The organism is Candidatus Rokuibacteriota bacterium (assembly GCA_016209385.1).
GTDB lineage: Bacteria > Methylomirabilota > Methylomirabilia > Rokubacteriales > CSP1-6 > JACQWB01.
On sequence record JACQWB010000205.1, the window covers coordinates 26,595 to 50,243 of the forward strand.

Below are 23,649 nucleotides of genomic sequence, written 5' to 3' on the forward strand. Positions count from 1 at the left end.
GCGCCCCCGTTCCCATACCTCCCCCCATTCCGGTTGAGCGGGCCGGGTACCCGCGCCGAAGGCGTGGGTGTCCCCCTCCGTTTACTAGCGCCCCATCCGATCCGGCTGCGCCCGGGGGGGACGCCGGTCCGCCTATCGGGACCGGAATCGGGGGTGCGCCCGCCTGCGCGGCCTCGCTATAGTGGCCCCAGTGGCAAACCGAAGCGCTCTGAACGCTATGCCGCGCATCCTGGTCGCAGACGACGATCGGACGAGCCGAGAGCTGACGGCCGAGCTCCTCCAGAACGCCGGGCACACCGTGAGCCAAGCCTCAAGCGCGCGGGAGACGATCGCGCGCTGCAAGGCGAGTCTCCCCGACCTCGTCCTGCTCGATCTGATCCTCCCCGACCGGACCGGGATCGACCTGCTCGGTGAGCTCAAAGCGCTGTGGCCCGGGCTGCCGGTCATCATCGTGACCGGCTATCCGGAGATCCGGAGCGTCGTCGAGGCCATGCGCCGCGGCGCCGCGGAGTATCTGGTGAAGCCTGTCGACCCGGACGCCCTCGTCAGGGCCTGCGACGCTGCACTCGCCGGCGGACCGCACCTCCCGGGCCCCTCGCGAGCCGTGACATTCCCCCTTACCGAGGAGACGCAGGGACCGGCATGGCCCCCCCCGCTGGGAGCTCCTAAGCCGCTTCGAGAGGTCGTCGCGGCTTACATCGATCATGTGATCGCCGCGACACACGGCAACAAAGCCCGGGCTGCCCGGCTCTTGGGCATCTCGCGGGAAACGCTCCGGGCGAGGCTGACCAAGGGGAGCCGGCCCGCATGCTCGCCGTGGGCGCCCGCCCAGGCCAGGGCGCGGAGGGCCTGAGCCAGCATGGGGAGCGCCACCCTGCGCCACCGGCCCGCCGCGCCGGGCTGGGTCAAGCCTCCGGCGTTGAAGACGGACTTGGACGGCTCACCTCGGGCGAGCACCAAGGCCGACCAGATCCTGAGCTGGAGCGCCGCCTCGGCCGCGGTCGCCCACGAGCTCAAGAACCTGCTGGGGGCGACCGAGCTGTACGCCTCGCTCATCGAGGAAGCGGTGCGCGAGCACCCCGACCTCTCGCTCCTGGCCAGCCGCCTCCTCACCGGCATCAGGAGTCTCACGGCAGTCGCGACCAACCTCCTCGCGTTCGGACGCCGTCCCGAGCCGCTGCTCGCTCGCGTGGACCTTCATCGTGTCCTTGAAGAGGCCACAACGTTCGCCGACCACGCGGTGCGGGGCACCGGCGTCGAGCTGGTCAGGGACCTTGCCGCCACACGCTCCTGCATCCGGGGTGACACCGAACAGCTCAAGCAGGTCTTCCTCAACCTTCTCCTCAACGCGCTCCAGGCTATGCCGCACGGTGGCAGTCTGACGATCGGCACCGAAGCCAAGGGCAGGCGCCTCCGGGTGAAGATCACGGACACCGGCATCGGCATCGCGCCCGAGCTCCTCGCGCGGATCTTCGAGCCCTTCGTGACGACCAAACCCAGGGGCACCGGCCTGGGCCTGGCCGTGGTTTCGGGCATCCTCACCCGCCACGGGGCGACGATCAAGATCGCGAGCGCGCCGGGACAGGGGACGGAGGTGCGCTGTGACTTTCCGCTCGCCCCGGACGATCAGCCGGCCGACGAGGGAGGACGGGACCGATGAGCGGCACGATCCTGGTGGTCGACGACGAGGCACTCCCCCGGCAGTCCGTGAGTGACCTGCTCCGGCGCAAGGGCGCCGCGGTCGACACGGCCCAGGACGGCGCGGAGGCGCTCCGCCTCTTCCTCGCCTCCCCGTATCCGATGGTGATCAGCGACCTCCGGATGCCCCACCTCGACGGCCTCGCCCTGCTCCGAGAGATCAAAGCCCGCGTGCCGCACACGTTCTTCGTCCTCCTGACCGGGTTCGGGACGGTCGAGACCGCAGTCTCAGCCCTCAAGGCGGGCGCGGACGACTTCCTGGAAAAGCCCGTGTCCCCCCAGCGGCTCCAGCGGCTGCTGGAGCGGGCACCGCTCACGCCTCTCGCTGAGCCCTCTCCGCGACTTCCCCTGACCCAGGACCCGCGGATGATGGCGCTCTTCGCCGACGCCCGCCGCGCTGCCGCAACCGGTGCCACGATCCTCCTGCTCGGGGAAAGCGGCACCGGCAAGGAAGTGCTGGCCCGCGCCATCCACGGTTGGAGTCCCCGGGCCGGTGGTCCCTTCATGGCCCTCAACTGCGCGGCTCTTCCCGAGTCCTTGGTCGAGGCCGAGCTGTTCGGCCACGAGCGCGGGGCGTTCACCGACGCCAAGGCGTCCCACCAGGGCGTGATCGAGCGAGCGCAGGGGGGCACCCTCCTCCTCGATGAAATCGGCGACATGCCGCTCCCGGTGCAGGCCAAACTCCTCCGGGTCCTCGAGGACCGGTCGGTCACGCGAATCGGCGGCAGCGACGCCCGGGGGGTCGACGTTCGCTTCATCGCCGCCTCCAATCGCTCGCTCAGGGCGCTGGTGCGGGAGGGACGATTCCGGGAGGACCTTCTGTTCCGGCTCACGGTCGTGAGCTTCCAGCTCCCGCCCCTCCGGGAGCGCCTGCAGGACGTCCCGTTGCTCGCCCGCCACTTCCTCGCCCGGTACGCCGCCGAGTACAACGCTGCGGTCCGAGAGCTAGCGGACTCCGCCGTGGGGCGCCTCCTCGCGCACCCGTGGCCCGGCAACGTGCGCGAGCTGGAGAACGTGATCCAGCGAGCCGTGATCCTCGCACCGGGACCGGTCCTCAGGGGGCGCGACCTCGTGCTCGAGGACGCCACCCCCGTCACGCCAGGGCAGCTGGCGGGCCGGCCGTGGGACGAGGTCGAGAAGGAGCTGATCCTGAGCACGCTCCGACAGGTGGGCGGTAATCGGGAAAAGGCCGCCAAGATCCTCGGGATGAGCGTGCGCACCGTTCGCAACCGACTGCGGAGCTACCGCCTCACCGAAGGGGCCCTGACCCTCCTGGGGTCGCCCCTCGCGGCCGCCGGGGCCGCCTCATGATCGCTCTCTTCGGGGCCACGATGGAGCTGCTCCAGCGAGGCGCGGCATTCGCGGTTCGACGCCACGCCCTCCTCGCGCAGAACCTCGCCAACGTGGAGACGCCCGGGTACAGGGGATACGACCTGACGTTCGCGCGGGAGCTCGACCTGGCCCGCCAGGCCCACGCGACGCCGGTGGCCTTCGGACCCACGGCCAAGGCCGGAGACAGCGACAACACACTGGATGTCCGTCTCGTGCGGGCTCCTGACAGCCCTCCCCGACCGGATGGCAACGATGTGGACATCGATCGCCAGATGGTCAAAATCGCCGAGAACGCGCTCTACCACAACGCGGTCGTCCACCTGCTGATCGCGAAGCTCAACGCCATGAAGACCGCCATCAGCGGCCGCATCTAGGAGGAACCGTGAACTCGCATCGGGGGCATGCCCCCCTCCGAGCTATCTAGGAGGCTCTCCATGGAGATCGACCCCCTCGCCATCAGCGCCTCAGCGCTCGCCGCCCAGCGGGCTCGGATGAACCTCATCGCCGAGAACCTGGCCCACGCCGACACGACTCGCACGCCCGAAGGCGGGCCGTACCGCCGACGCAAGGTCGTCTTCGAGGCTCACGGCAGTGCCTTCCCCGGCCTGCCGAGCGCCGAGCCCAGCCGGGGTGTGCGCGTCGTCGGGGTCGTTGACGCCCAAACTCCCTTCCGGCGCATCCACCAACCGGGCCACCCCGATGCGGACGCGGAGGGCTACGTCTCGCTCCCCAACGTCAACCCGGTGATGGAAATGATCGACCTGATGGCCGCCACGCGCGCGTACGAGGCGAACGTCAGCGCCATCCAGGCTCTGAAGTCCATGATGCAGAAAGCGCTCGAGCTGGGGCGCTAGCCCCACACTGAGGATTCGCGATGGCCGACATCGCCCCGCAGCCGATCGCCTCACCCGCCCTGCGGGTGGCCCCGCCGCGGCCGCCGCAGCCGCCCGTCGTGCCCGGCGCGGGAGCGGGCGCGGTGAACGGCGCGCTCCCGACGAGCTTCGGCGACCTGCTCCGGGACGCCATTGCTGCAGTCAACCAGGCCCAGCGGTCGGCCGAAGAGGCCGCCCAGACCTTCGCCACCGGGCAGACGCGGGACGTAACTCCCACCCTGATCGCCGTGGAGAAGGCCAACGTGACCTTCCAGCTCCTCCTCCAGGTCCGAAACCGCCTGCTCGAGGCGTACCAGGAAGTCCTGCGAATTCAGGTGTAACCGATGCCACCACGCCTCGAGATGCTCCTCGTCGCCGCCAGAGCCAAATGGGCAACCCTCCCGAGCCGCACGCGGTGGTCCCTGCTCGTGGCGGTCGGGGCGCTGGGCCTGACCGTGACGCTGCTCTCGCTCCTCTCCGGCCCGCGTGACTTCCAGATCCTGTTCGCCAACCTGCCGCCCGAGGACGCAACCGCCGTGACGGAGGCCCTCCGTCAGGCGCGCGTCCCCACGCGGCTCGCCGAGGGCGGCAAGCAGATCCTGGTGTCGGCTGCCCAGGTCCACGAGTGGCGGCTCAAGCTCGCGAGCCAGGGGCTTCCGTCGGCGGGCAGCCCGGGCTTCGAGCTGTTCGACAAGAGCCAGTTTGGGACCACCGACTTCGCCCAGCGGCTCAATTTCCAGCGCGCCCTCCAGGGGGAGCTGGCCCGGACCATCGGCCAGGTCCGAGAGGTGCTTCAGGCACGCGTGCACCTGGCGATGCCCGCGCCCCGGCTCTTCTCAACCCAGGACCGGCCAGCCTCGGCCTCGGTGGTGGTGCGCCTCAAACCCGGGACGGCGCTCAGGCCGGATCAGGTGCGCGGGATCGTCCACCTGGTCAGCGGCGCGGTCGAAGGGTTGAGCCCCGACCGCGTCACGGTGCTCGACACCAGCGGGCGCGTGCTCGGGAGCGGCGCCGACCGCAGCGTCGGGGGGCTGTCGGGAAGCCAGCAGGAAGCGCGCGCCACCCTGGAGGCCGAGATCGAGCGGCGCGTGCAGACCCTGCTGGACCCCGTCGTCGGGCCCGGCCACTCAGCCGTCCGGGTCGCCGCCCACGTGAACTTCGACCAGGTCGAGCGCACCGAGGAGCGGTTCGACCCCAACTCGGTGGTCAAGCAGGAGACTCGCTCCAACGAGTCAAGCCAGGGCACGTCCTCCCAGCCGAGCGGTGTGCCGGGTCCCGAGTCCCCCCAGACTCCGCTCAACGCTTCCAACAGCCGCACCCAGCGTGAAGCCGAACAGATCACGTACGAGATCTCGCGGACGGTCCAGAAGACCGTGGTAGCCCCGGGAGAAGTGAAGCGTCTCTCCGTGGCGGTCCTCCTGGATACCCCGATCGTCCAAGGGAAGCGCCCGGCGCGGACCCCGGCGGAGATCGAGCGGATCCGGAGGCTGGTCCAGAAGGCCGCCGGAATCCTGCCGGACCGCGGTGACGAGGTCGAGGTCGCCGAGATCCCGTTCGATGTGACCCAGGTGCCGGAGCGGGAGCCCTCCGCCCCGGCGACCCGACCCGCCAGGGCGATTCCGAGCTGGGCATGGACCGCGCTGAGCCTCGCCGTGGCCGTCAGCGTTGCCCTGGTGCTCCTCGAGGCTCGGCGGCGGCGAAAGATCTTCGAGGAAGCGGTCGCGGCGTCGGCCGTCCTGAACGCTCCGGCTCCCCTCGAAGCGCCGGAGCCGATCGAGGAAAAGTTCGCGCCGGAGCCATTGGAACTCAAGCAGAAGGACATGATGAAGCAGCGGGTCCTCGCCGCGGCCAAGCAGCACCCGGACGAAGTCGTCCAGCTCCTCCGGGTGTGGATGCTCAAGCGCAAGGTCCACGCGGGATAAGCGATGCCCGCCGCGATCGAGCCACTCTCCGGCACGCGAAAGGCGGCGATCCTCCTCGTGACGCTCGGCGCCGACGCGTCGGCGGATATCTTCAAGCGGCTCACGGATGCCGAGATCGAGGAGATAACCACCGAGATCAGCCGCATCGGCGAGGTCTCCTCCGACATGACGAAGGGGGTCCTTGAGGAGTTCTCAACGCTCGCGCAGGCCCGCTCGTACATCCTCAGGGGCGGCCTCACCTACGTCCGCGAGGTCCTGCGGAAGGCGTTCACTCCGAGCCGCGCGGACGAGGTGCTGACGCGCCTCCGGGTCTCGCTCCAACCCGCTCCCTTCGCCGCCATGCGGAAGACCGACCCCAAGCAGTTGTCCGACTTCATCCGCCGCGAGCACCCCCAAACCGTGGCCCTCATCCTGGCCAACCTCGAGCCCGAGGTCGCCGCGGTCGTGCTGTCCAAGCTGCCGCCCGAGACACGGACCCAGGTCGTGCTCCGCATGGCCAAGATGGACACCACCAGCCCCGACATCGTCAAGTCCATCGGCCAGGTGCTGGAGAAGCGTATGGCCTCGCTTCTCAACCAGGAGGTTGCCCTGGTGGGCGGGCTCAAGACCGTGGCCGACATCCTGAACCGCATTGATCGGTCGGCAGAGAAGCAGGTTTTCGAGTCCCTGGAGCAGACCCACGCACAGCTCGCCACGGACATCCGACGGCTGATGTTCACCTTCGACGACATCGTCCGCCTCGACGATCGCTCGATCCAGCGGGTCCTGATGGAGGTGGAACAGGACGACCTGGCGAGGGCACTCAAGGCGGCCGGCGAGGCGGTCCGCGCGAAGATCTTCGAGAACCTGTCGGAGCGGGCTCAGACCGTGCTGAAGCAGGAGATCGAGTACCTGGGCCCTGTCCGCCTCAAGGACGTGGAGGAAGCCCAGATGCGCATCGTCCAGACGATCCGCGCCCTGGAGGCCGAGGGCGAGGTGATCGTTCCGGGCAAGGACAGCGAGGAGACCGTTGTCTAGGCCAGCCTTCTCCCAGACGCTCGCGACGGGCGGGACCGTTCGGCCAGTGGTTCTCCCGCAGCTGTCTCCACCCGGGGCCTCCACCGCCGACACCGAGCTCGCCCAGTCCGAGCCCGAAACTGAGGGCCTGACCGTCGTCCGCGAGGCTCACCGGATGGCCCGCGCGATCATCGCCAGGGCCAAGGCCCACGCGCGGGAGCTGGAAGCGGAGGCGCGCGAGCAAGGCTTCCGGAGCGGGAAAGAAGCGGCCCTTCAGACCGAAGGCGAGGCCCTCCGCCAGGCTGTGCAGGCCCTCTCCGCCGGCGCCGGGCGACTGGTCGCGGCCGCCACCGAGGCGGAGCGGGATCTCGTCGAGACCCTTCCCCGTCTGGCTTTTCGCCTCGCGCAGGCCATTCTCCAGACCGAGCTCACGCTGAACCCCGACGCGCTCAGCGCAGTGGTGCGGACCGCGGTGCGGGCCATCCTTCCGGCCCGGGAGGTCGTGGTCACGCTGCACCCCGACGATCGGAACGCCCTGGAACGTGCGAAATCCGCGCTGGGCGACCTCCTGGCAGGCACGGAACTCCGGCTGGAGACCCACGACAGCGTGGAGCGAGGCCACGCGCTGGTCAAGACCGAGGCGCTGATGCTCGACGCCTCCCTTGAGCGCCAGCTTCAGGAGGCCGTGCGTCTCCTCCAGGAGTCCGCATGAAGGGCCTTGCCGCGATGGAAGCTCGCCTCGACCTGCTGACTCCCGATCGACTGGTGCGGCCCCGCGGAAAGGTCATCCGGGTGGTGGGGCTGGTGATCGAAGCGACGGGACCTCCGGTTCCGGTGGGCGACCTCTGCCGGATCGGGGTCGCCGGCTCGCCGGAGGGCGCCCTCGCCGAAGTCGTGGGGTTCCGGGAGGGCCGCCTGCTGCTCATGCCCCTCGCGGAACTCCTCGGCGTCGCTCCCGGATCGGAGGTGCTGCCCCTGGGCCACGGGCTCAGGATCCCCGTGGGCGTCGAGCTGCTCGGACGCGTCCTCGACGGGCTGGGGCGGCCGATGGACACCTGTGGCCCCATCCGCGTCCGCACCTCAGTGACGAATCATCGACGGCCTCCAGACCCGCTCACCCGGCGGCGAGTCGAACGCCCGCTGGCCAGCGGCCTCCGAGTCATCGATGGGCTCCTCACCGTCGGCTACGGCCAGCGCATCGGTATCTTCGCGGGCTCGGGAGTCGGCAAGAGTGTCCTGCTTGGCATGATCGCCCGGTACGCTGCGGCCGACGTCAACGTGATCGGCTTGGTCGGCGAGCGCGGGCGTGAGGTTCGCGAGTTCATCGAAAAGGACCTGGGGCCGGAAGGGCTGGAGCGCTCCGTCGTCGTCGTTGCCACCTCCGATGCCCCGCCCCAGATCCGCCGCCAAGCGGCCTTCACCGCCACGGCCATCGCCGAGCACTTCCGCGATGCGGGCCGGACCGTGCTCCTGATGATGGACTCGCTGACACGCTTCGCTGCGGCCCAACGCGAGGTCGGCCTCGCGGTCGGCGAACCCCCGACCACCCGCGGATACCCGCCGTCGGTGTTCGCCCTCCTCCCGAGGCTCCTGGAACGGGCCGGCACCTGCCCGGGGCCCGGGTCCATCACCGGGCTGTACACGATTCTGGTCGAAGGCGACGATCCCAACGAGCCGGTGGCCGACGCGGTGCGCGCGATCCTCGACGGCCACATCGTCCTCTCCCGCGCCCTCGCCGCGCACGGGCACTTCCCCGCCATCGATGTCCTCGGGAGCGTGAGCCGCTGCATGATCGACATCGTGACGCCAGAGCACCAAGCCCTCGCCCAGTCCTTGCGGGCGCTCATCGCGGCTCACCGGGAGGTCGAGCCGTTGCTGGCCCTTGGCGCGTATCGAGCGGGTGGGCTTCCCACCGCCGACCGGGCGATCGCGCGCTGGGATCAAATCCTCGACTTTCTCACCCAGGCCGTGAGCGACCGGACCGCGTTTGAGGACACGCTCGCCCGGCTGGCCACTCTGGTTCGGGAGCCCGCCGCGGAGCGTCGCGCATGAGCACGCCCTACAGCGCGCTCCTCCGGGTCAGGCGGGTCGTTGAGCGCGATGCCGAGATCGCCATCGCTCAGGCTCGCCATACCGTGGCGGCGCTCGAGGACGGCCTGGCGACCCTCGGCGTGCTCCGTCAGCGCTGGGTCGAATCGGCGTTCGCGGCAGCGCCGGGATCCACGGGCGTCCACGGCCAGATCACCGCCATCGAGGCGACCGAGACCGCCCTCGCAGCTTCGCTTGCCCGGGCGGAAGTCGCCCTGGACGAGGCCCGGGCCGTCTGGACCGAGCGTCACCGGGACCGACGGGTCGCGGAGGAACTCGAGACCCGGACCCTTGAGGAGCGACGACTTGAGGCGGAGCGTCGGGAGCAGGCCGTGACCGATGACTTGGCGGCCATCCTCCGGCTTCGCGCCACGGGGGTATGGGGTGAAGCGTAGCCCGCGGTTGCTGCTCGGCGTCGGTACCACTGCGCTGCTCCTGGCCGCCGGCGCCGCAGGCTTCGCGTGGTCGGGGTTCGGCGTCATGATCCTCGCCAAGTTTCACGAGCCCGGTGCCCCTGTCTCGGCCACGGCGGATGACGCATCCGCACCCCAGCCGTCGCCGGCCTCCCTGCGCCAGGACGAGCTACCGCTTCAAGCGGAGGAGACCACGACCCGAGACGTCCCGAGCCATCCCACAGCCATCGGGTCTCGCCTCGTGCGACCCGCGGAACCCAGCTTCGCTGGGTGCCCCGGGTGCCCGCTGCCTCACGGCATGGCCGACGTCCCTCGGCTCGAAAATCCACTCGGGTCTCGCCTCGTGACGGGCCTGCCTCACGGCATGGCCGACGTCCCTCGGCTCGAAGTTCAACAGCCGCGCCCGGCGCTCGCTCAGGGCGCGCCCGCCCTGGCCGAGATCTACGGATCGATGCGCCCGCAGGAGGCGGCGAGCATTCTCTCCCGGGTCGAGCCAAAGGTCGCCGCACAGATTCTGACAGAGATGGCGCCCCGAAAGGCCGCCCGTGTGCTCGGGGCCATCGATCCTGCACAGGCCGCAACCCTGACGAGCGAGATCGTGAGAGGCCCGGTGGAAATTCGAGCCGAGGGGCTCCCGACGAGCCCCGGGCACGGCAGTTCGAGCCGAGGCGCTTCGGCGCCGGCAGCTTCATCGCCGGCGCCAGCGACGAGGCGAGGCCCGAGCAAATCAGACGGAGGCGAGGCCCAAAAGGAGCCTACCCCGTGATCCCAACTCGCGTAGACCTCATGTCGCTGATGGACCCAGGACAGTTGAGCGACCCGAGCCCGAGTGCGGTTGAGCCGTCCAGAGATGGCACTTCCGAGGGGTTGCCCGACCCACACGACTTCGCGTCCTTGCTCCTCGCCGTTCCAACGCCGGTCGAACCCGCGGCGCTTGCGACTCCGATGCCGGGCGGAGGAAGCCCCGGCGCCGAAGCCGGGTCGCAGGATCGCTCCCGGCCGCTGACGTCGGGCGTCTACCCTCCGGCACCTCAGACCAGCATGGAGGGTGCGGCTGCAGGGTGGAGTCCGCCGCGCTCCCCGGTCGGTCGGGCTCCTGCCATCGCGAGCCCAGACGGCGTCGCGGTCACCCAGGTCCTCACCGCCTTAGCCGCTGGCGACCGGGACGCGATTGAAACCCCTCCGACACTCGGCACGCCAGCCGCTGCCGCGGCGTCTTCGACGGGCAGATCGGTCGCGCCGGTGATCGACCCGGCACTTCCGGTCGACCGGTCCCCCCGTAGCTCGGACGCTCCGGCAGCCATCGCCGGCGCCCCGCTCCCCGCTTCGACCGATCGCGGGCTCCCCGGAGGTACGCCGCCAGCGTCCCCTGATGCCGGCCAGCACGCCATGAATACCCCTCCGACACTCGGCACGCCAGCCGCTGCCGCGGCGTCTTCGACGGGCAGATCGGTCGCGCCGGTGATCGACCCGGCACTTCCGCTCGACCGGTCCCCGCGAAGCTCGGAGGCCCCGGCGGCGGTCGCCGCCGACCCTCTCCCCGCTTGGACCGGTCGCGGAGTGCTCGGAGGCACGCCGCCCGCGTCCCCCGGCGCTGGCGAGCACGGCTCGCCGACCCCGGGTGCCGAGGCCCAAGCTCAGCGCGGCGCTCCGATCGGAGACGCCGTCTCCCGGGATCCCTCAGGCGGGTCAGCACCTGACGGCCATGCCCATTCGGGCTCTCCGATCGTGCCTCAGACTCTGATCGAAGGACGTTCGCCAGCTCAGCGTCGGCCCTCCGAACCGCCGCAGGCGATCGTGGCAGAACGGCAGGACAGAGCCCAGGAGGCGCCGGTCCAGCGGATCGCAGCGCCCGTCATCGGTTTCCCCCAAGCGGGATCGCAACGGGTCATCCCGACCCAGGCGACTCGGCTCCCGACCGAGGAGCCTGCGCCTCGCCTCCCAACGGAGCTGGGTCTGGACTCCGTCGATGAGCGTGCCGTCCTGAGCGGCGGTACGCGCGAGATCCAGGTCACCGTCGAGGCCCCGCTCCGCGCCGGACTCCCCGACGAGGCCCACCCGCTTCAGACTCCGGTGCCGACCGCTGCCGACGCGCCCGCGCTTCCCGTGGATCAGATTGTCCGGGCCGCACGGATCCTCCGGCAGGACGGGCGCACCGAGATGCGCGTCCACCTGGAGCCGCCCACGCTCGGCTGGGTGCGCGTGCGCGTGACGGCGAGCCGCGATGCGCTCGCCCTGAACATTGATGCCGAGCGGCCCGAGACCCAGACCCTCCTCAGCCAGGCGCTCCCGGAGCTTCAAGCGGCCCTGGCGAGTCGCGGGCTCGAGGTCGCCTCGCTGACTGTCCGCGTCGATCTCGATGTCGCCAGACCCCGGAGCGATCCGGATCGCTCTGCGGAGCGCCCCAGGCGCGCGGAGCCCCGCGATCGCCTCGGGCCGCGCTCCCGCATGACCAGCGCGGGCCCCGCGCCCCGCGTGGATCTCACCATCTAGGAGGAGGCCCCGTGACCAAGGGCGTACTTTCCGACTTCAGCTCGACGGAACTGACGGTCCTCTCCGAGCGCGCACCCACGCCTTCGGCGCACCCGGGCCTTCGGCCCGGGTACCCGCCCGGCCCGCGCAAGTGGGGGGAGGAATCGGAAGGGGGGCGTGCCCCCCTCCGAGGAATCTAGGAGGAAAACATGGCCTTGCCACTGCTCCCGATCCTGGGCGCCGTGCTCCCACCGCTGATCAACATGGTGCGGGGCGCGGCCAAAACGCGACAGGACCGCCTCGAGAAGGAGGACTTCCTGAGGCTCCTGGTCGCCCAGCTTCGAAACCAGAACCCGCTGAACCCGCTCTCGAACGACCAGTTCGTCAACCAGTCGACCGCGTTCTCCAGCCTGGAGTCGCTCCGCGCGATTCAGGATTCGCTGGCGGCGTCCGGCGCGGGCAACTCGCTCCTCACCGGGGCCTCCGGCCTGCTGGGGCGGCAAGTGATCGGGCTGAGCGCCACATTCAGCTTCCTGGGGCGGCCCGTGGAGCTCGCGTACGCGCTTCCGGCCGACGCCTCGCAGGTGCTGGTCGAGGTCACCGACGCGAAGGGGGTGGTCGTCAAGCGGCTCAATCTGGGCGGTCAATCCGCGGGCCCGCACCTGGTCGCCTTCGACGGCCGGGGGGACGGAAGCAGCCCGCTGCCAGTCGGCAGCTACCGCTACCGGGTGCTCGCGGCAGGCCCCGGAGGCCAGCTCGCACCGGTCTCCGCGATCACCGGCCTCGTCACCGGCGTCACGCTCCAGAACGGAATCCCCGTGGTTTCCCTCGGTCCCATCCAGGTAGCCGTCTCCGACCTCACGGCTATCGCCACACCCAACTAACAAGGAGGAACCCCCATGAGCATCCTCTCAACCGGCGTCAGCGGCCTCCGCTCGAACCAGGCCGCCATCGACGTGATCGGCAACAACATCGCCAACATCAACACCCCGGGCTTCAAGGGCGCGCGGGCGACCTTCGCGGACATCCTGAGCCAGACCGTCCGCGGCGAAACGATCCCGTCGGCCAACTCGGCCGGGAGCAACCCCGTGCAGGTCGGCCTCGGCGTCCAGCTCGCCGCGGTCCAGGTCGACTTCGACCAGGCCGCGATCCAGACCACCAACAACCCGACCGACCTGGCGATCCAGGGCCAGGGGCTGTTCGCCCTGAAAGACGGCAACGGCACCCGGCACTTCACGCGCGCCGGGGCCTTCACCGTGGACGCCAACGGCACGCTCGTGGACTCGGTGAGCGGCTTCAAGGTCCAGGGCGTCAACGGCGACATCACCGTGCTGCCCGGCAAGACCATCGCTGCCACCGCCACGGCCTCGGCGCTCTTCGGCGGCAACCTGGACGCCTCCGCGGCTGACGCCAGCACCTACGTGGCCACCTTCAGCGTTCGCGATTCCCTCGGCAGCCCGCATACTCTGACCATCACCTTCACCAAGAACTTCGCCGCCGCCGCCGGCCGCTGGGACTGGGCCGTCACCGAGTCCGACGCCAACATCTCCGGCCTGAGCGGCGCCACCGGCAACGTCGTGTTCGACACCTCCGGCACCATCTCCAGCGGCGCCACAGGCAGCCTCGGCATCACCTACGCAGCCACGGCCGGGGCCACCACGCCCCAGACGGTCACGCTGGACTTCGGCTCGGCTACCAACACCGTGCCGGTGACCGGGGTCGCCGGAAGCTCGACCCTCGCCCTCGCGAGCCAGAACGGCAATGCCGCCGGGCAGCTCCAGTCCTTCAGCGTGGGGACGAACGGCGTCATCACGGGCTTCTACAATAACGGCGAGAACCAGACCATCGACACCATCCAGCTCGCGCTCTTCGCCAACCCGGGCGGGCTGATCCGCGAGGGGTCCAACCTCTTCCGCGAGTCGGGGAACGCCGGTGTCCCGAACATCGGCGCCCCCAGCACCGGCGGCCGGGGCAGCCTCATCCCGGGAGGGCTCGAGCAGTCCAACGTGGATCTCGCGCAGGAGTTCACCGACCTGATCACCGCCCAGCGCGGCTTCGAGGCCAGCGCGCGCGTGCTCCGGGCCGGCGACGAGGTGCTCCAGACCATCGTCAACATCAAGCAGTAAGGAGACGCGGCATGATCACCCTGACCGCCGTCAACGGAGTCCGCTTCTCGGTGCGCGCGGAGCTGATCGAGTCGGTCGAAGACGAGCCGGCGACGACCGTCGCGCTGACCACCGGCCTCAGGCTCCAGGTCAGGGAAAGCCCGGCGACTGTGCGGGAGCTGATGGAGACGGCGCACAGCCGAGGCCGGCCCCACGCGTCAAAGTCCAGAGGAACACGCCATGGAAGTGCAGAGTAAGGGAACCGCGCAGGCGGCGGCCGCGCCGGCTACCCACGAAGTGGGTGTGCCCGCTCGGAACCCACGCGGCCGCCTCCTGATGGCGGGAGCGGCCGTGCTGCTCGCCCTCGCCACTGGCTGGGCCACCGGTTGGTGGTGGTCAGCGTACTCGCCAAAGGCCCACGGCCAGGCGGCGTACCGGACCTGGCGGCTGGGCTCGCTCGTCGTCAACGTCGCCAGGACTGACGGCCGGCGCTACCTGAAGACCACGATCGAGTTTGCGATGGCCCCCGGCCAGAGCGAAAAGCTCCTGGAAGAGCTCCGGCCCCGCCTCACGGACACGAGCCTCGGCGTGCTGGCGAACGCGTCGCTCACCGAGCTCCTGGACGCCGAGCAGCGGGACAGTCTCAAAGAACGGCTCCGCGACCGCCTCAACGCAGAGCTCAAGGGGCCGGTCCTGGTCCGTGCCTTCTTCACCGAGTTCATCGTGCAATGAAGCCTGAAGAGATCCTGAGCCAGGAGGAGATTGACGCGCTCCTCTCCGCCGTGCACCGCGGGGAGGTGGCGACCGCGACGACCCCAAAGCGGCACAGCGCCGACCGGCGTGCCGTCCCCTATGACTTCCGGCAACCCAGCCGGCTCTCCAAGTACGAGCTCCGCGCCCTCCATGTGCTCCACGACGATTTCGCCAAACGCGTCACCGCCTCCCTCTCGGGAATGCTCCGGACGGTGGTGGACGTTGAGCTGGAGGCCGTCGAGCAGATCCCCTATGCCGAGTATGTGCTGGCGATCGGGACTCCGGCCTGCGCCTTCACCTTCAACATGGAGCCGCTCAACGGAGAAGCGGTGCTGGAGGTGAACTCGCCGCTCGCCTTCGCGATGATCGATCGCCTCCTCGGTGGGAGCGGTGCGGCCAGCGGCCCGATCCGGGAATTCACCGAGATCGAGCGGGCCATCATCGAGCGGATCGGCCTCCAGGCCGTGGTGGAGCTGCAGCAGTCCTGGCAACAGGTCGGCGCGTTCGTGATGCGGATCCTGAACCTGGAAACCAACTCGCAGTTTCTCCAGATCACCTCCCCGAACGAGGTCATCCTCGTCGCCTCGTTCCGGCTCCGGATGGGTGAGGTCACCGGTGGGATGACGATCGGGTACCCCTATCTCCTGCTCGAACCGCTGATCCCGCGCTTCGGTGCCCAGCCGTGGCTCTCCACAACCAAGGCCAACCCGGATGCGGAAACCCGAGACCACCTGGTCGGTGAGATCCTCCACACCCCCCTCGAGGTCCGGGTCGTGCTGGGCCAGACCTCGGTCAGGGTGCGGGATCTGTTGAGCCTGGCCGAGGGGTCGATGCTCGCCTTGAACACTGGGCCGACGATCCCCGTGATGGTCACGGTCGGCCAGCTGACGAAGTTCAAAGGCAAACCCGGAGTGAGCCGTCACCACCTGGCGGTGGAGATCACTGACCGCCAGAACGAAAGGAAGCGTGCCCGATGACCGCAAAGCTTTCCGCGCTGACCACGGCGCCGTCCGACCGCTCGCTCGAAGAAGTGATGCGCGCCTACTGCGGGACCCTCCTCGCCGGCGGCGCGGCGGCCCTGTCCACGCTCCTCAACCGCGCGATCACCATCGACCTGGACCCGAGGCCCCTGGAGCGGACCGAGGCGCTCAGGGAGCGGCTGCCGCTGCCCTGGATGGTCGCCGAGCTCCGCTTCAGCCGAGGCTCCGGCGGCGCGCATGCGTTGGTCCTGCCGCGGGCGGATGCGGCCGGGTTGGCGCAGCTCGCGATCGGCGAAGACCCTGACGAGTCCGCCGTCCTCTCGGCGGACCACGAAAACGCGCTCCGCGAGATGGTGAACCAGATGATGGCCTCAGCCGGCTCGTCGCTCAAGGGGCTGCTCGGCCGTCCCGTTTCCTTCGCCCCGGCAGACCTCCAGGTCATCGAGGCCGGCGATCCATGGACGCCACCGGCGCACTCGGCAGCCCTGGCCTGGCTGTCGGTGGACGGGAGCCAGCGGGCCACGCTCGCGTTGATGATTCCGGACACCGTGGCCGAGGAGCTGTCGGCCCGGCACGCGCCGGCCTCCCGGGAGCCGGCAACGGACGAGGCGTCCGCCGATGCTCCGCCGCCCGGGCTCGACCTGATCCTGGACATTACGCTGCCGATCACGGTCGAGCTGGGACGCACCAAGATGCTGATTCGGGACATCCTGGCCCTCGGCCCGGGATCGGTGGTCGAACTGGACCGGCTCGCGGGGGAACCGGTCGAGATCCTCGTCAACGATCGTTCGATCGCCAGGGGCGAAGTGGTGATCATCGACGAGAACTTCGGGGTACGGCTCACCCATATCAGCCGCCCCGCGGACCGCATCCGGAGCCTCCGGTGACGCCGGCACGCGCGAAGGGAAGCACCGGCGAGCGGACATGCGCATAAGCCGCAGGTGGGTGATACTGGCTGGACTCCTCCTCGCCCTCGCGTCTGCCCCGGCAGGCGCGGATCCGGTTCGAGGCCATGACGCCGCGGCGCCCAACTCAGCGGCGCCCACGCTCAGCGGCTCCCTCTGGCGACTCGGCCTGGCTTCCCTGGCGGTGGCCGGCCTTTTGTACGGAGGCTCGCGCTTGCTCCGCCGGCTCCCCCTCGCGCGGTTCTTACCCGGCGGAAACGGGCCGATCCGGATCGAGGGCCGCACCCTCCTCGGCCCGAAGGAGTACCTCTGCCTGGTCCGCGTGGGAACCCGGACAATCCTGATCGGCGTGAGCGCCGGGCGCATCGTCCCGCTCGACGCATGGCCCGAGGCAGAAGTCGCCACCGGTGGGGTCCCCGCGCCTACGGCCTGGGTGGGGCGCGGCCAGGCGGACGAGCCGGAGGGGAACCCGCACCTCCCCACCCAGCTGAGGTCGCTCCGGGCGCGCCTCGGGGGGCAATCCCGATGAGGCACAGCCCTACCCTGGGCCTGATCGGCGCCACCCTCGCGGCCCTCCTGCTCCTGTCGGGGACCGCCCAGGCGCTCCCGCTCCCGCGGATCTCCTTCACGGAAGCCGACCTGACCGACCCGAGCGAAGTCTCCACGATGCTCCAGCTCGTGGCGCTGCTGACGGTGCTGGCGCTGGCCCCGTCGATCCTCGTTCTCCTGACCTCGTTCACGCGCGTGCTGATCGTCCTCTCCTTCCTCCGCCACGCCCTCGGAACCGCGCAGATGCCGCCCAACCAGATCATCATCGGGCTGTCCCTGTTCCTGACCGCGTTCATCATGGCCCCCGTCGGCCAGGAGATCCACCGGAACGCCCTCGCACCCTACCTGGCCCGCCAGATCGGACCGGAACGGGCACTGGAGCGGGGACTCGCGCCGGTTCGCGCGTTCATGCTGCGGCAGACCCGGGAGCGTGACCTGGCGCTCATGGTGGACCTCTCGCGGAGCCCGCGCCCGAATCGCCCGGGAGACGTTCAGACCCACGTCCTGATCCCGGCCTTCGTCATCTCCGAGCTGAGGACGGCGTTCCAGCTCTCCTTCGTCATCTTCATCCCGTTCCTCGTCATCGACATGGTGGTGGGCAGCGTGCTCATGTCCATGGGCATGCTGATGCTCCCACCGATCCTCGTCTCGCTGCCGATCAAGATTCTGCTGTTCGTCATGGCGGATGGCTGGCACCTCGTCATCCGCTCGCTGGTCACGAGCTACCGCTGACGCGAACGCAATGTCCCCCGAGATGACCGTGGACCTGGCCCGCCAAGCGCTGTGGACGACGCTGCTCCTCGCCGGGCCGATCCTGGGGGCCGGGCTCCTGGCCGGGCTCCTGGTTTCCATCTTCCAGGCGGTGACCCAGATCCAGGAGGTCACGCTCACGTTTCTTCCAAAGCTGGTGGCCTCGATCCTGATCCTGATCTTCCTCGGGCCGTGGATGCTCAGTCTGCTCGTCGAGTTCACGCAGGGGCTCCTGGGCGGGCTCTCGAGGTTCGCCGGATGACTGCGGAGCGTACCCGATGACACCTGCCATGTCACGTCACGCTGCTCCAGGGTTTCGAGCGCCGGCTTGGCCGGCGCAATCTATCGGGGGGAGGAATCGGAAGGGGCGGGTACCCGCGCCGAAGGCGTGGGTGGCCCCCCTCCGAGCCATATGACTGTGCCGGTCGGCCTGTGGCCCTTCGATCCGCGCCACATCGAATGGTTCCTCCTGGCCGCAGCCCGGCTCGGCGGCCTCCTGGCCCTCGCGCCGCCATTCAACCATCCGCGGGTGCCGATCCACGCGCGCGTGGGGTTGGGTTTCGCGCTGGTCGGGCTCGCCTGGTCCGCCATCGCGACCGCGCCACCGCCGGCGGCGGCCGACGCCGTCGAGCTCGCCCTGCGCGTCGCCGGCGAGCTCGCGGTGGGACTCCTCCTCGGGTTCATCGCGCATCTCATCACGGCCGCGGCGACCTTTGCGGCAGAGCTGATGGGGGTGCAGATGGGGTTCGGTTTTGCCGCGGTGTTCGATCCCACCCAGGGGAATCAGGTCACCGTGCTCACCCATCTCTTCGATATGCTGGTGATCCTGCTCTTCCTGACCCTCGACGGCCACCACCTGGTGGTCGCGGCGGCAGTTGAGAGCTTCCGCGTGGTTCCCCTCGGCGGCTGGTGGTTCAGCCCCGAACTCTTGGAAAGCGTCCTCCCCCTGGCGTCCCGCATGTTCACGCTGGGCCTGGCCCTGGCAGGCCCCACGCTCGGCGCGCTCTTCATCGCCAACCTCATCCTCGTGCTGCTGGCGAGGAGCATCCCGCAGATGAACATCCTTCTCGTCGGCTTCCCCCTGATGATCACGGTGGGACTCCTCGTTTTCCTCCTCAACCTGGACCTGATGGGGAGCCTGATCGGCGGGGAGATCAGACAGATGGAGGCCCACTTCGTGGGGCTCCTCCGGAGCCTCAGCCATGGCCGATGAGCCCGAACGAACCGAAGCGCCGACGGGTAGACGCCTGGAGGAGGCGCGGCGCAAGGGACAGATTGCCCGGAGCCCGGAGGTCGGGACCGCGTTTACGATCCTCGGCGCCGCTGGCTTTCTCACGTGGGCCGGTACCGGCTGGAGCCGTGCGCTGACCGAGCTCCTTCCTGCGCTCCTGACCCGCGTTCAGGTCGGCGAGTGGCATCCTGGCGCGATCCACGACTACAGCATCGAGGTCTTCGCGCTCTTCCTCAACCTCGTCCTCCCACCGGTGCTCCTCCTGGCCGTCGTGGGCATCGGGGCCAACGTGCTTCAGGTCGGGTTCCTCTTCACGACCCGGACGCTCGAGCCCAACTGGGGGAAGCTGAACCCGTTCCAGGGACTCAAGCGGCTCTTCGCCCGACACATGCTGGCCGAGCTTCTCAAGGGCCCCCTCAAGCTCGCCACGATCGGCGGGATCGCCTTCATCACCCTGCGGCCCCGCGTCGCCGAGCTTGTCACGCTCGCGGGACGCGACCCGTCGGCGGCTGTGGCGACCGTGACGGAAGTGACGCTCACGCTCCTCTGGCGCATCGGCGCGGCCTACCTCGTTCTGGCGCTCCTGGACTACGGCTATCAGCGATGGACCCATCTCCGGAGCCTCCGCATGACCCGGGAAGAGGTCAAGGAAGAGATGCGGCAGAGCGAGGGCGACCCGCACATCCGGGCCCGAGCTCGACACCTTCACCGGCAGTACGCCATGCGCCGGATGATGAGCGAGGTTCCGAAGGCCGATGTGGTCGTGACAAACCCGACGCACCTGGCCGTGGCGCTCAGGTATGATCGCGAGACCATGCGGGCGCCCAAGGTGGTGGCCAAGGGCGCCCGGCTCATCGCCGAGGAGATCAAAAAGCGCGCCCGCACGGCGGGAGTCCCGATCGTCGAGCACCCACCGCTGGCCCAGGCGCTCTACAAGTCGGTCGAACTCGGCGGCGAAATCCCGGCCTCGCTCTACCGCGCTGTGGCCGAGGTCCTGGCCTACGTGTACATGCTGAGCCAGCGCCAGCATCCGAGGCCCGTCGCATGAGGACCGCGGGCGCGGCACCGCGCACCGGCGGCGGACCCGCGTCCCTCCGCGCTGAGCGGGGCTACCCGGCGGGGCTGGCCGGCGGGCCCGCCATCGTCTTCACCGACCTGGGGCTGGCGGGCGCGGTCCTGGGGATTCTCGGGATGATGGTGATCCCGCTCCCCACGGTCGTCTTGGACATCCTCCTGAGCGCCAACCTTTCCGTCGCGCTCCTGACCCTGCTCGTCGCCATGTACATCCTGAAGCCCGTGGAGTTCTCGGCCTTCCCGTCCCTGCTCCTCGTGCTCACGCTCCTCCGCCTGGCGCTCAACGTGGCCTCGACCCGGCTCATTCTCCTCCACGGCCACGAAGGCCCGGCCGCGGCCGGCGAGGTGATCAGGGCGTTCGGCCAGTTCGTTCTCGCAGGCAACTACGTCGTCGGGCTCGTCGTCTTCCTGATCCTCGTGGTCATCCAGTTCGTGGTGATCACGAAGGGCGCCGGCCGGATCGCCGAGGTGGCGGCCCGCTTCACCCTCGACGCGATGCCCGGCAAGCAGATGTCCATCGACGCCGACCTCAACGCCGGCTTGATCACCGAGGCGGACGCCCGCCGCCGGCGGGAGGGCATCGCCCGGGAGGCCGACTTCTACGGCGCCATGGACGGCGCGTCCAAGTTCGTGCGGGGCGACGCGGTGGCAAGCCTGATCATCACGGCCATCAACATCCTGGGCGGGCTCGCTGTCGGCGTGCTCCAGCAGGGCGTGGGGCTCGTCGACGCGCTTCAGGCGTACACGATCCTCACCGTGGGCGATGGTCTCGTCACGCAGATCCCCGCGCTGATCGTTTCCACCGCGGCCGGCATCGTCGTGACCCGGGCCGCCGCCGAATCCGACCTCTCGTCGGATCTCGTCAGCCAGCTCACGCTGCGCCCGCGCGCCCTCGGCGTCACTGCGGGGGTCCTCGGGAGCCTGGCCCTCGTCCCGGGTCTCCCGACGCTGCCATTTCTCCTCCTCGCCGGACTCCTGGCCGCGGCGAACTACGCGCTCCGCGGACGCGGCCCCCAGCCGACCCAGGCTCACGCCGGATCCGCTGGGCCCGCGAGCGGCACTCGCGACAAACCCGAGGGCCTCCCGCCGGTCGACCTCCTGAGCCTCGAAGTGGGATACAACCTGATCCCGCTGGTGGATCCCGCCCAGGGCGGGGAGCTCCTCGAGCGCGTGAAGGCGCTGAGGCAGCAGTTCGCGCTGGACCTCGGGTTCACGGTCCCGCCGGTCCGGGTTCGGGACAACCTGCAGCTTCGCCCCAATAGCTATCTCATCCGCCTCAAGGAGCTCGAGGTGGCTCAGGGAGAAGTGACCCCGGATCGCCTCCTGGCAATCAACCCGGGGACGGCGACCCGGCAGCTGGACGGAATCGAGACCCGCGAGCCCACCTTCGGCGTCCCGGCCCTGTGGATCTCCCCCGCCCTGAAGGACGAGGCTCGCGCGGCGGGATACACGGTCGTCGACCCCGGGACTGTGGTCGCCACCCACCTCTCCGAAACGGTTCGCCGCCACGCCGCGACGCTCCTCACGCGCCAGGCGGTTCAGGAGATGCTGGACCAGGTGAAGGCAAGCCAACCCGCGGTCCTGGATGGGCTCATCCCGGCGCTCCTGCCGCTCGGCGCCGTGCACAAGGTTCTTCAGCTCCTCCTTGCCGAAGAGGTGTCCATCCGGGACCTGCCCACCATCCTCGAGGCCCTGTCGGACTACGCTCCCCATACGAAGGATCCGGCCTACCTGGCCGAGCGGGTGCGGGCCGTCATCCCCGCTGCCGTGATCCACCCGTACCTCGGGCCGAACAAGACGCTGCGTCCGCTCGTGCTCAACCCCGGCGTGGAGCGACTGCTCCGGGCCGGCCTTCAGCGCGGGGAGGGAGCCGGCGCGTTGGTCCTCGAGCCGCACGCGCTCCAGGGGCTCGTGAACGGGGTGGCGCGCGCCCTCGAGCAGGCTGCCCCGGGCGAAGCGCGGCCATGTCTGCTGTGCGCGCAGGACCTCCGCCCGCACCTGCGCCGGCTCCTCGAGCGATCGTTCCCCCATCTCGGCGTGCTCTCGTATGCCGAGCTTCCGGCCACTGTGACGCTGCAACCCAGCTTGCCTGTGGAGGTCGAGCATGCTGCTTAAACGGTTCGAAGCTGCCAGCGTTCCCGAGGCCCTCGCGGCCGTCCGTCGGGAACTCGGGGAAGACGCCGTCCTCCTTCACACCAAGACGCTCCCGCCGGCGGGCCTCGGGCGCCTCTTCGGCCGGCCGCGCGTGGAGGTGCTCGCGGCCCTCGACGGCGCGGTGCCTCACGTGGTGCCACCGGCTCGGGCGGCCCGCGCGGGAGCGGCGCAGGCAAACCCGGCGAGGCTGCCCGCAGGGCTCAAGGAGTTCGACGCCGGCGGCACCGGCGCGCTCGCCGGCCGCAAGGCTGCGGCGGATCACATCCGTTTTCCCGCGCCGCTCCAGGTCTTCTACCATCGCCTCTGCGAGCAAGACGTTTCCGACGCGACCGCGCAGACCTTCCTCCGGACCCTCCAACGCAAAGGCGGCAAAGTGACCGCGGCTGCCACGACACGACTTCTGGCGGACCGCCTGCCCGTCGCGCCCAGCCGGTGGGATCGGGCCGGCCGGCGGGCTCTACGGATCGCCTTCGTCGGTCCGACCGGCGCAGGGAAGACCACGACGATGGCAAAGGTCGCGGCGACGGCTCAGCTCACCCATGGGCGGAAGATCGGTCTCGTGACCATGGACACCTATCGGATCGGAGCCATCCCTCAACTCAAGGTCTACGCGGATCTGCTGAAGAGCCCCCTCCAGGTCGTTACCGAGCCCGATGAGATGGACCGGGCACTCGCCGCGCTGGACAGCCAGGACCTGGTGTTCATCGACACCATCGGCCGGAGCCCTCTGGGCTCGTCCGTGGACAAGCTCGTGCCCTTCCTCGACGCCGCCCACGCCGACGAGGTCCACCTCGTCCTGCCCGCAACCACACGCTCGGTCGACCTCCTCGGAGCCGCCAAGGGCTTCGCCAGGCTCCGACCCAACCGGCTCTGCTTCACCAAGCTCGACGAGACCTCGCACTACGGAGGCATCCTGAGCGTGAGCCACGCGACCGCCCTCCCCCTCACCTGGCTCGGCATCGGACAGGAGGTCCCCGACGACCTGGAGGAAGCTCGGCCAGAGCGGATCGCGACCGCGATCGTCTCGGGAAACGCCGCATGAGAAACCCGGCATCACTAATCTGCCCCGGGGCCTTTCGAGCGCGTACCCATGCCTCCGGCACACCCCGGCCTCCGGCCCGGGTACCCGCCCGGCCCGCGCAATTTCACTCGGGCCTCGCCTCGTGGCTCTCCTCGCCTGCGGCTCGTCGGGAGCCCCTCGGCTCGAACTGCCACCGGGGGAGACTTTCTATGACCCTTGTCAAGAACTTTTTTTTTCACGGTCACGCCGCCCGGCGTAACTGCTGCCGCGCCATGGTCGCCAGGTGGTAGGTCTCGTCGTATGGCACCTGCCGACTCCACATGACGAAGATGAC

Annotated in this window: 26 protein-coding genes; all 26 read left to right on the forward strand. The window is 69.8% G+C overall.

What is annotated here, in order from left to right:
* Nucleotides 1-217 precede the first annotated feature (217 nt).
* The 26 genes from HY726_14965 (at nt 218) to HY726_15090 (ending at nt 23,336) form a co-directional block, all read left to right on the forward strand.
* A complete protein-coding gene (locus HY726_14965; GenBank protein ID MBI4610298.1) occupies nt 218-853 on the forward strand; it encodes a response regulator in 636 nt (211 codons plus the stop codon).
* A gap of 6 nt (nt 854-859) precedes the next feature.
* On the forward strand, nt 860-1,660 hold the full coding sequence (locus HY726_14970) for a hypothetical protein (protein ID MBI4610299.1): 801 nt from the start codon (nt 860-862) through the stop codon (nt 1,658-1,660).
* Nucleotides 1,657-3,009, forward strand: a complete 1,353-nt coding sequence (locus tag HY726_14975; protein ID MBI4610300.1) for a sigma-54-dependent Fis family transcriptional regulator — start codon at nt 1,657-1,659, stop codon at nt 3,007-3,009. Before HY726_14970 ends, HY726_14975 begins: the two co-directional genes overlap by 4 nt.
* On the forward strand, nt 3,006-3,404 hold the full coding sequence (gene flgB, locus HY726_14980) for a flagellar basal body rod protein FlgB (GenBank protein ID MBI4610301.1): 399 nt from the start codon (nt 3,006-3,008) through the stop codon (nt 3,402-3,404). The genes HY726_14975 and flgB overlap by 4 nt, the downstream gene beginning before the upstream one ends.
* 60 nt (nt 3,405-3,464) lie before the next feature.
* Nucleotides 3,465-3,884, forward strand: a complete 420-nt coding sequence (gene flgC, locus HY726_14985; GenBank protein ID MBI4610302.1) for a flagellar basal body rod protein FlgC — start codon at nt 3,465-3,467, stop codon at nt 3,882-3,884.
* A 20-nt stretch (nt 3,885-3,904) separates the two neighbouring features.
* Nucleotides 3,905-4,243, forward strand: coding sequence for a flagellar hook-basal body complex protein FliE (gene fliE / locus HY726_14990; GenBank protein MBI4610303.1), 339 nt, complete (start codon nt 3,905-3,907; stop codon nt 4,241-4,243).
* A 3-nt stretch (nt 4,244-4,246) separates the two neighbouring features.
* A complete protein-coding gene (fliF, locus tag HY726_14995; GenBank protein ID MBI4610304.1) occupies nt 4,247-5,824 on the forward strand; it encodes a flagellar M-ring protein FliF in 1,578 nt (525 codons plus the stop codon).
* Nucleotides 5,825-5,827: 3 nt separating this feature from the next.
* Nucleotides 5,828-6,841, forward strand: coding sequence for a flagellar motor switch protein FliG (gene fliG, locus HY726_15000; GenBank protein MBI4610305.1), 1,014 nt, complete (start codon nt 5,828-5,830; stop codon nt 6,839-6,841).
* Nucleotides 6,834-7,532: a hypothetical protein gene (locus HY726_15005; protein MBI4610306.1), complete on the forward strand. Its 699-nt coding sequence runs from the start codon at nt 6,834-6,836 to the stop codon at nt 7,530-7,532. The genes fliG and HY726_15005 overlap by 8 nt, the downstream gene beginning before the upstream one ends.
* A complete protein-coding gene (locus tag HY726_15010) occupies nt 7,529-8,872 on the forward strand; it encodes a FliI/YscN family ATPase (protein ID MBI4610307.1) in 1,344 nt (447 codons plus the stop codon). Before HY726_15005 ends, HY726_15010 begins: the two co-directional genes overlap by 4 nt.
* On the forward strand, nt 8,869-9,303 hold the full coding sequence (gene fliJ / locus HY726_15015) for a flagellar export protein FliJ (GenBank protein MBI4610308.1): 435 nt from the start codon (nt 8,869-8,871) through the stop codon (nt 9,301-9,303). The genes HY726_15010 and fliJ overlap by 4 nt, the downstream gene beginning before the upstream one ends.
* Nucleotides 9,293-10,087 carry a hypothetical protein gene (locus tag HY726_15020; GenBank protein ID MBI4610309.1) on the forward strand — a complete coding sequence of 265 codons (795 nt, stop codon included), beginning with the start codon at nt 9,293-9,295 and terminating at the stop codon, nt 10,085-10,087. The genes fliJ and HY726_15020 overlap by 11 nt, the downstream gene beginning before the upstream one ends.
* Before the next feature lie 1,031 nt (nt 10,088-11,118).
* Nucleotides 11,119-11,814 carry a flagellar hook-length control protein FliK gene (locus HY726_15025; protein MBI4610310.1) on the forward strand — a complete coding sequence of 232 codons (696 nt, stop codon included), beginning with the start codon at nt 11,119-11,121 and terminating at the stop codon, nt 11,812-11,814.
* 188 nt (nt 11,815-12,002) lie between these two features.
* Nucleotides 12,003-12,677, forward strand: a complete 675-nt coding sequence (locus HY726_15030; GenBank protein MBI4610311.1) for a flagellar hook capping protein — start codon at nt 12,003-12,005, stop codon at nt 12,675-12,677.
* A gap of 15 nt (nt 12,678-12,692) precedes the next feature.
* Entirely contained in the window at nt 12,693-13,919 is a 1,227-nt protein-coding gene (locus HY726_15035) for a flagellar hook protein FlgE (protein MBI4610312.1), read from the forward strand.
* An 11-nt stretch (nt 13,920-13,930) separates the two neighbouring features.
* Nucleotides 13,931-14,155, forward strand: coding sequence for a flagellar FlbD family protein (locus tag HY726_15040; GenBank protein MBI4610313.1), 225 nt, complete (start codon nt 13,931-13,933; stop codon nt 14,153-14,155).
* Nucleotides 14,139-14,630: a flagellar basal body-associated FliL family protein gene (locus HY726_15045; GenBank protein ID MBI4610314.1), complete on the forward strand. Its 492-nt coding sequence runs from the start codon at nt 14,139-14,141 to the stop codon at nt 14,628-14,630. Before HY726_15040 ends, HY726_15045 begins: the two co-directional genes overlap by 17 nt.
* On the forward strand, nt 14,627-15,628 hold the full coding sequence (gene fliM, locus HY726_15050) for a flagellar motor switch protein FliM (protein ID MBI4610315.1): 1,002 nt from the start codon (nt 14,627-14,629) through the stop codon (nt 15,626-15,628). Before HY726_15045 ends, fliM begins: the two co-directional genes overlap by 4 nt.
* Nucleotides 15,625-16,518, forward strand: a complete 894-nt coding sequence (gene fliN, locus HY726_15055) for a flagellar motor switch protein FliN (GenBank protein ID MBI4610316.1) — start codon at nt 15,625-15,627, stop codon at nt 16,516-16,518. The genes fliM and fliN overlap by 4 nt, the downstream gene beginning before the upstream one ends.
* Before the next feature lie 232 nt (nt 16,519-16,750).
* Nucleotides 16,751-17,065, forward strand: coding sequence for a flagellar biosynthetic protein FliO (locus tag HY726_15060; protein MBI4610317.1), 315 nt, complete (start codon nt 16,751-16,753; stop codon nt 17,063-17,065).
* Entirely contained in the window at nt 17,062-17,817 is a 756-nt protein-coding gene (gene fliP / locus HY726_15065; GenBank protein MBI4610318.1) for a flagellar type III secretion system pore protein FliP, read from the forward strand. The genes HY726_15060 and fliP overlap by 4 nt, the downstream gene beginning before the upstream one ends.
* A 10-nt stretch (nt 17,818-17,827) precedes the next feature.
* Nucleotides 17,828-18,097 (forward strand): flagellar biosynthesis protein FliQ, encoded by a 270-nt coding sequence (gene fliQ / locus HY726_15070; GenBank protein ID MBI4610319.1) that lies wholly within the window; start codon nt 17,828-17,830, stop codon nt 18,095-18,097.
* 150 nt (nt 18,098-18,247) lie between these two features.
* Entirely contained in the window at nt 18,248-19,048 is an 801-nt protein-coding gene (gene fliR, locus HY726_15075) for a flagellar biosynthetic protein FliR (GenBank protein MBI4610320.1), read from the forward strand.
* Nucleotides 19,038-20,114 carry a flagellar biosynthesis protein FlhB gene (flhB, locus tag HY726_15080; protein ID MBI4610321.1) on the forward strand — a complete coding sequence of 359 codons (1,077 nt, stop codon included), beginning with the start codon at nt 19,038-19,040 and terminating at the stop codon, nt 20,112-20,114. The genes fliR and flhB overlap by 11 nt, the downstream gene beginning before the upstream one ends.
* The gene (flhA, locus tag HY726_15085; GenBank protein MBI4610322.1) at nt 20,111-22,255 is read left to right on the forward strand and encodes a flagellar biosynthesis protein FlhA; all 2,145 of its coding nucleotides are present in this window, start codon (nt 20,111-20,113) and stop codon (nt 22,253-22,255) included. Before flhB ends, flhA begins: the two co-directional genes overlap by 4 nt.
* A complete protein-coding gene (locus HY726_15090) occupies nt 22,245-23,336 on the forward strand; it encodes a hypothetical protein (protein MBI4610323.1) in 1,092 nt (363 codons plus the stop codon). The genes flhA and HY726_15090 overlap by 11 nt, the downstream gene beginning before the upstream one ends.
* Nucleotides 23,337-23,649 lie beyond the last annotated feature (313 nt).

Bases quoted from the DNA above. Each gene is read 5' to 3' on its own strand.
- flhB (MBI4610321.1), top strand. From the start codon at position 19,038: ATGGCCGATGAGCCCGAACGAACCGAAGCGCCGACGGGTAGACGCCTG.
- HY726_14970 (MBI4610299.1), top strand. From the start codon at position 860: ATGGGGAGCGCCACCCTGCGCCACCGGCCCGCCGCGCCGGGCTGGGTC.
- fliE (MBI4610303.1), top strand. From the start codon at position 3,905: ATGGCCGACATCGCCCCGCAGCCGATCGCCTCACCCGCCCTGCGGGTG.
- flhA (MBI4610322.1), top strand. From the start codon at position 20,111: ATGAGGACCGCGGGCGCGGCACCGCGCACCGGCGGCGGACCCGCGTCC.
- flgB (MBI4610301.1), top strand. From the start codon at position 3,006: ATGATCGCTCTCTTCGGGGCCACGATGGAGCTGCTCCAGCGAGGCGCG.
- fliQ (MBI4610319.1), top strand. From the start codon at position 17,828: ATGTCCCCCGAGATGACCGTGGACCTGGCCCGCCAAGCGCTGTGGACG.
- HY726_14975 (MBI4610300.1), top strand. From the start codon at position 1,657: ATGAGCGGCACGATCCTGGTGGTCGACGACGAGGCACTCCCCCGGCAG.
- HY726_15035 (MBI4610312.1), top strand. From the start codon at position 12,693: ATGAGCATCCTCTCAACCGGCGTCAGCGGCCTCCGCTCGAACCAGGCC.
- HY726_15010 (MBI4610307.1), top strand. From the start codon at position 7,529: ATGAAGGGCCTTGCCGCGATGGAAGCTCGCCTCGACCTGCTGACTCCC.
- fliF (MBI4610304.1), top strand. From the start codon at position 4,247: ATGCCACCACGCCTCGAGATGCTCCTCGTCGCCGCCAGAGCCAAATGG.
- fliR (MBI4610320.1), top strand. From the start codon at position 18,248: ATGACTGTGCCGGTCGGCCTGTGGCCCTTCGATCCGCGCCACATCGAA.
- HY726_14965 (MBI4610298.1), top strand. From the start codon at position 218: ATGCCGCGCATCCTGGTCGCAGACGACGATCGGACGAGCCGAGAGCTG.
- fliP (MBI4610318.1), top strand. From the start codon at position 17,062: ATGAGGCACAGCCCTACCCTGGGCCTGATCGGCGCCACCCTCGCGGCC.
- HY726_15090 (MBI4610323.1), top strand. From the start codon at position 22,245: ATGCTGCTTAAACGGTTCGAAGCTGCCAGCGTTCCCGAGGCCCTCGCG.
- HY726_15040 (MBI4610313.1), top strand. From the start codon at position 13,931: ATGATCACCCTGACCGCCGTCAACGGAGTCCGCTTCTCGGTGCGCGCG.
- flgC (MBI4610302.1), top strand. From the start codon at position 3,465: ATGGAGATCGACCCCCTCGCCATCAGCGCCTCAGCGCTCGCCGCCCAG.
- HY726_15030 (MBI4610311.1), top strand. From the start codon at position 12,003: ATGGCCTTGCCACTGCTCCCGATCCTGGGCGCCGTGCTCCCACCGCTG.
- fliN (MBI4610316.1), top strand. From the start codon at position 15,625: ATGACCGCAAAGCTTTCCGCGCTGACCACGGCGCCGTCCGACCGCTCG.
- fliJ (MBI4610308.1), top strand. From the start codon at position 8,869: ATGAGCACGCCCTACAGCGCGCTCCTCCGGGTCAGGCGGGTCGTTGAG.
- fliM (MBI4610315.1), top strand. From the start codon at position 14,627: ATGAAGCCTGAAGAGATCCTGAGCCAGGAGGAGATTGACGCGCTCCTC.
- HY726_15045 (MBI4610314.1), top strand. From the start codon at position 14,139: ATGGAAGTGCAGAGTAAGGGAACCGCGCAGGCGGCGGCCGCGCCGGCT.
- fliG (MBI4610305.1), top strand. From the start codon at position 5,828: ATGCCCGCCGCGATCGAGCCACTCTCCGGCACGCGAAAGGCGGCGATC.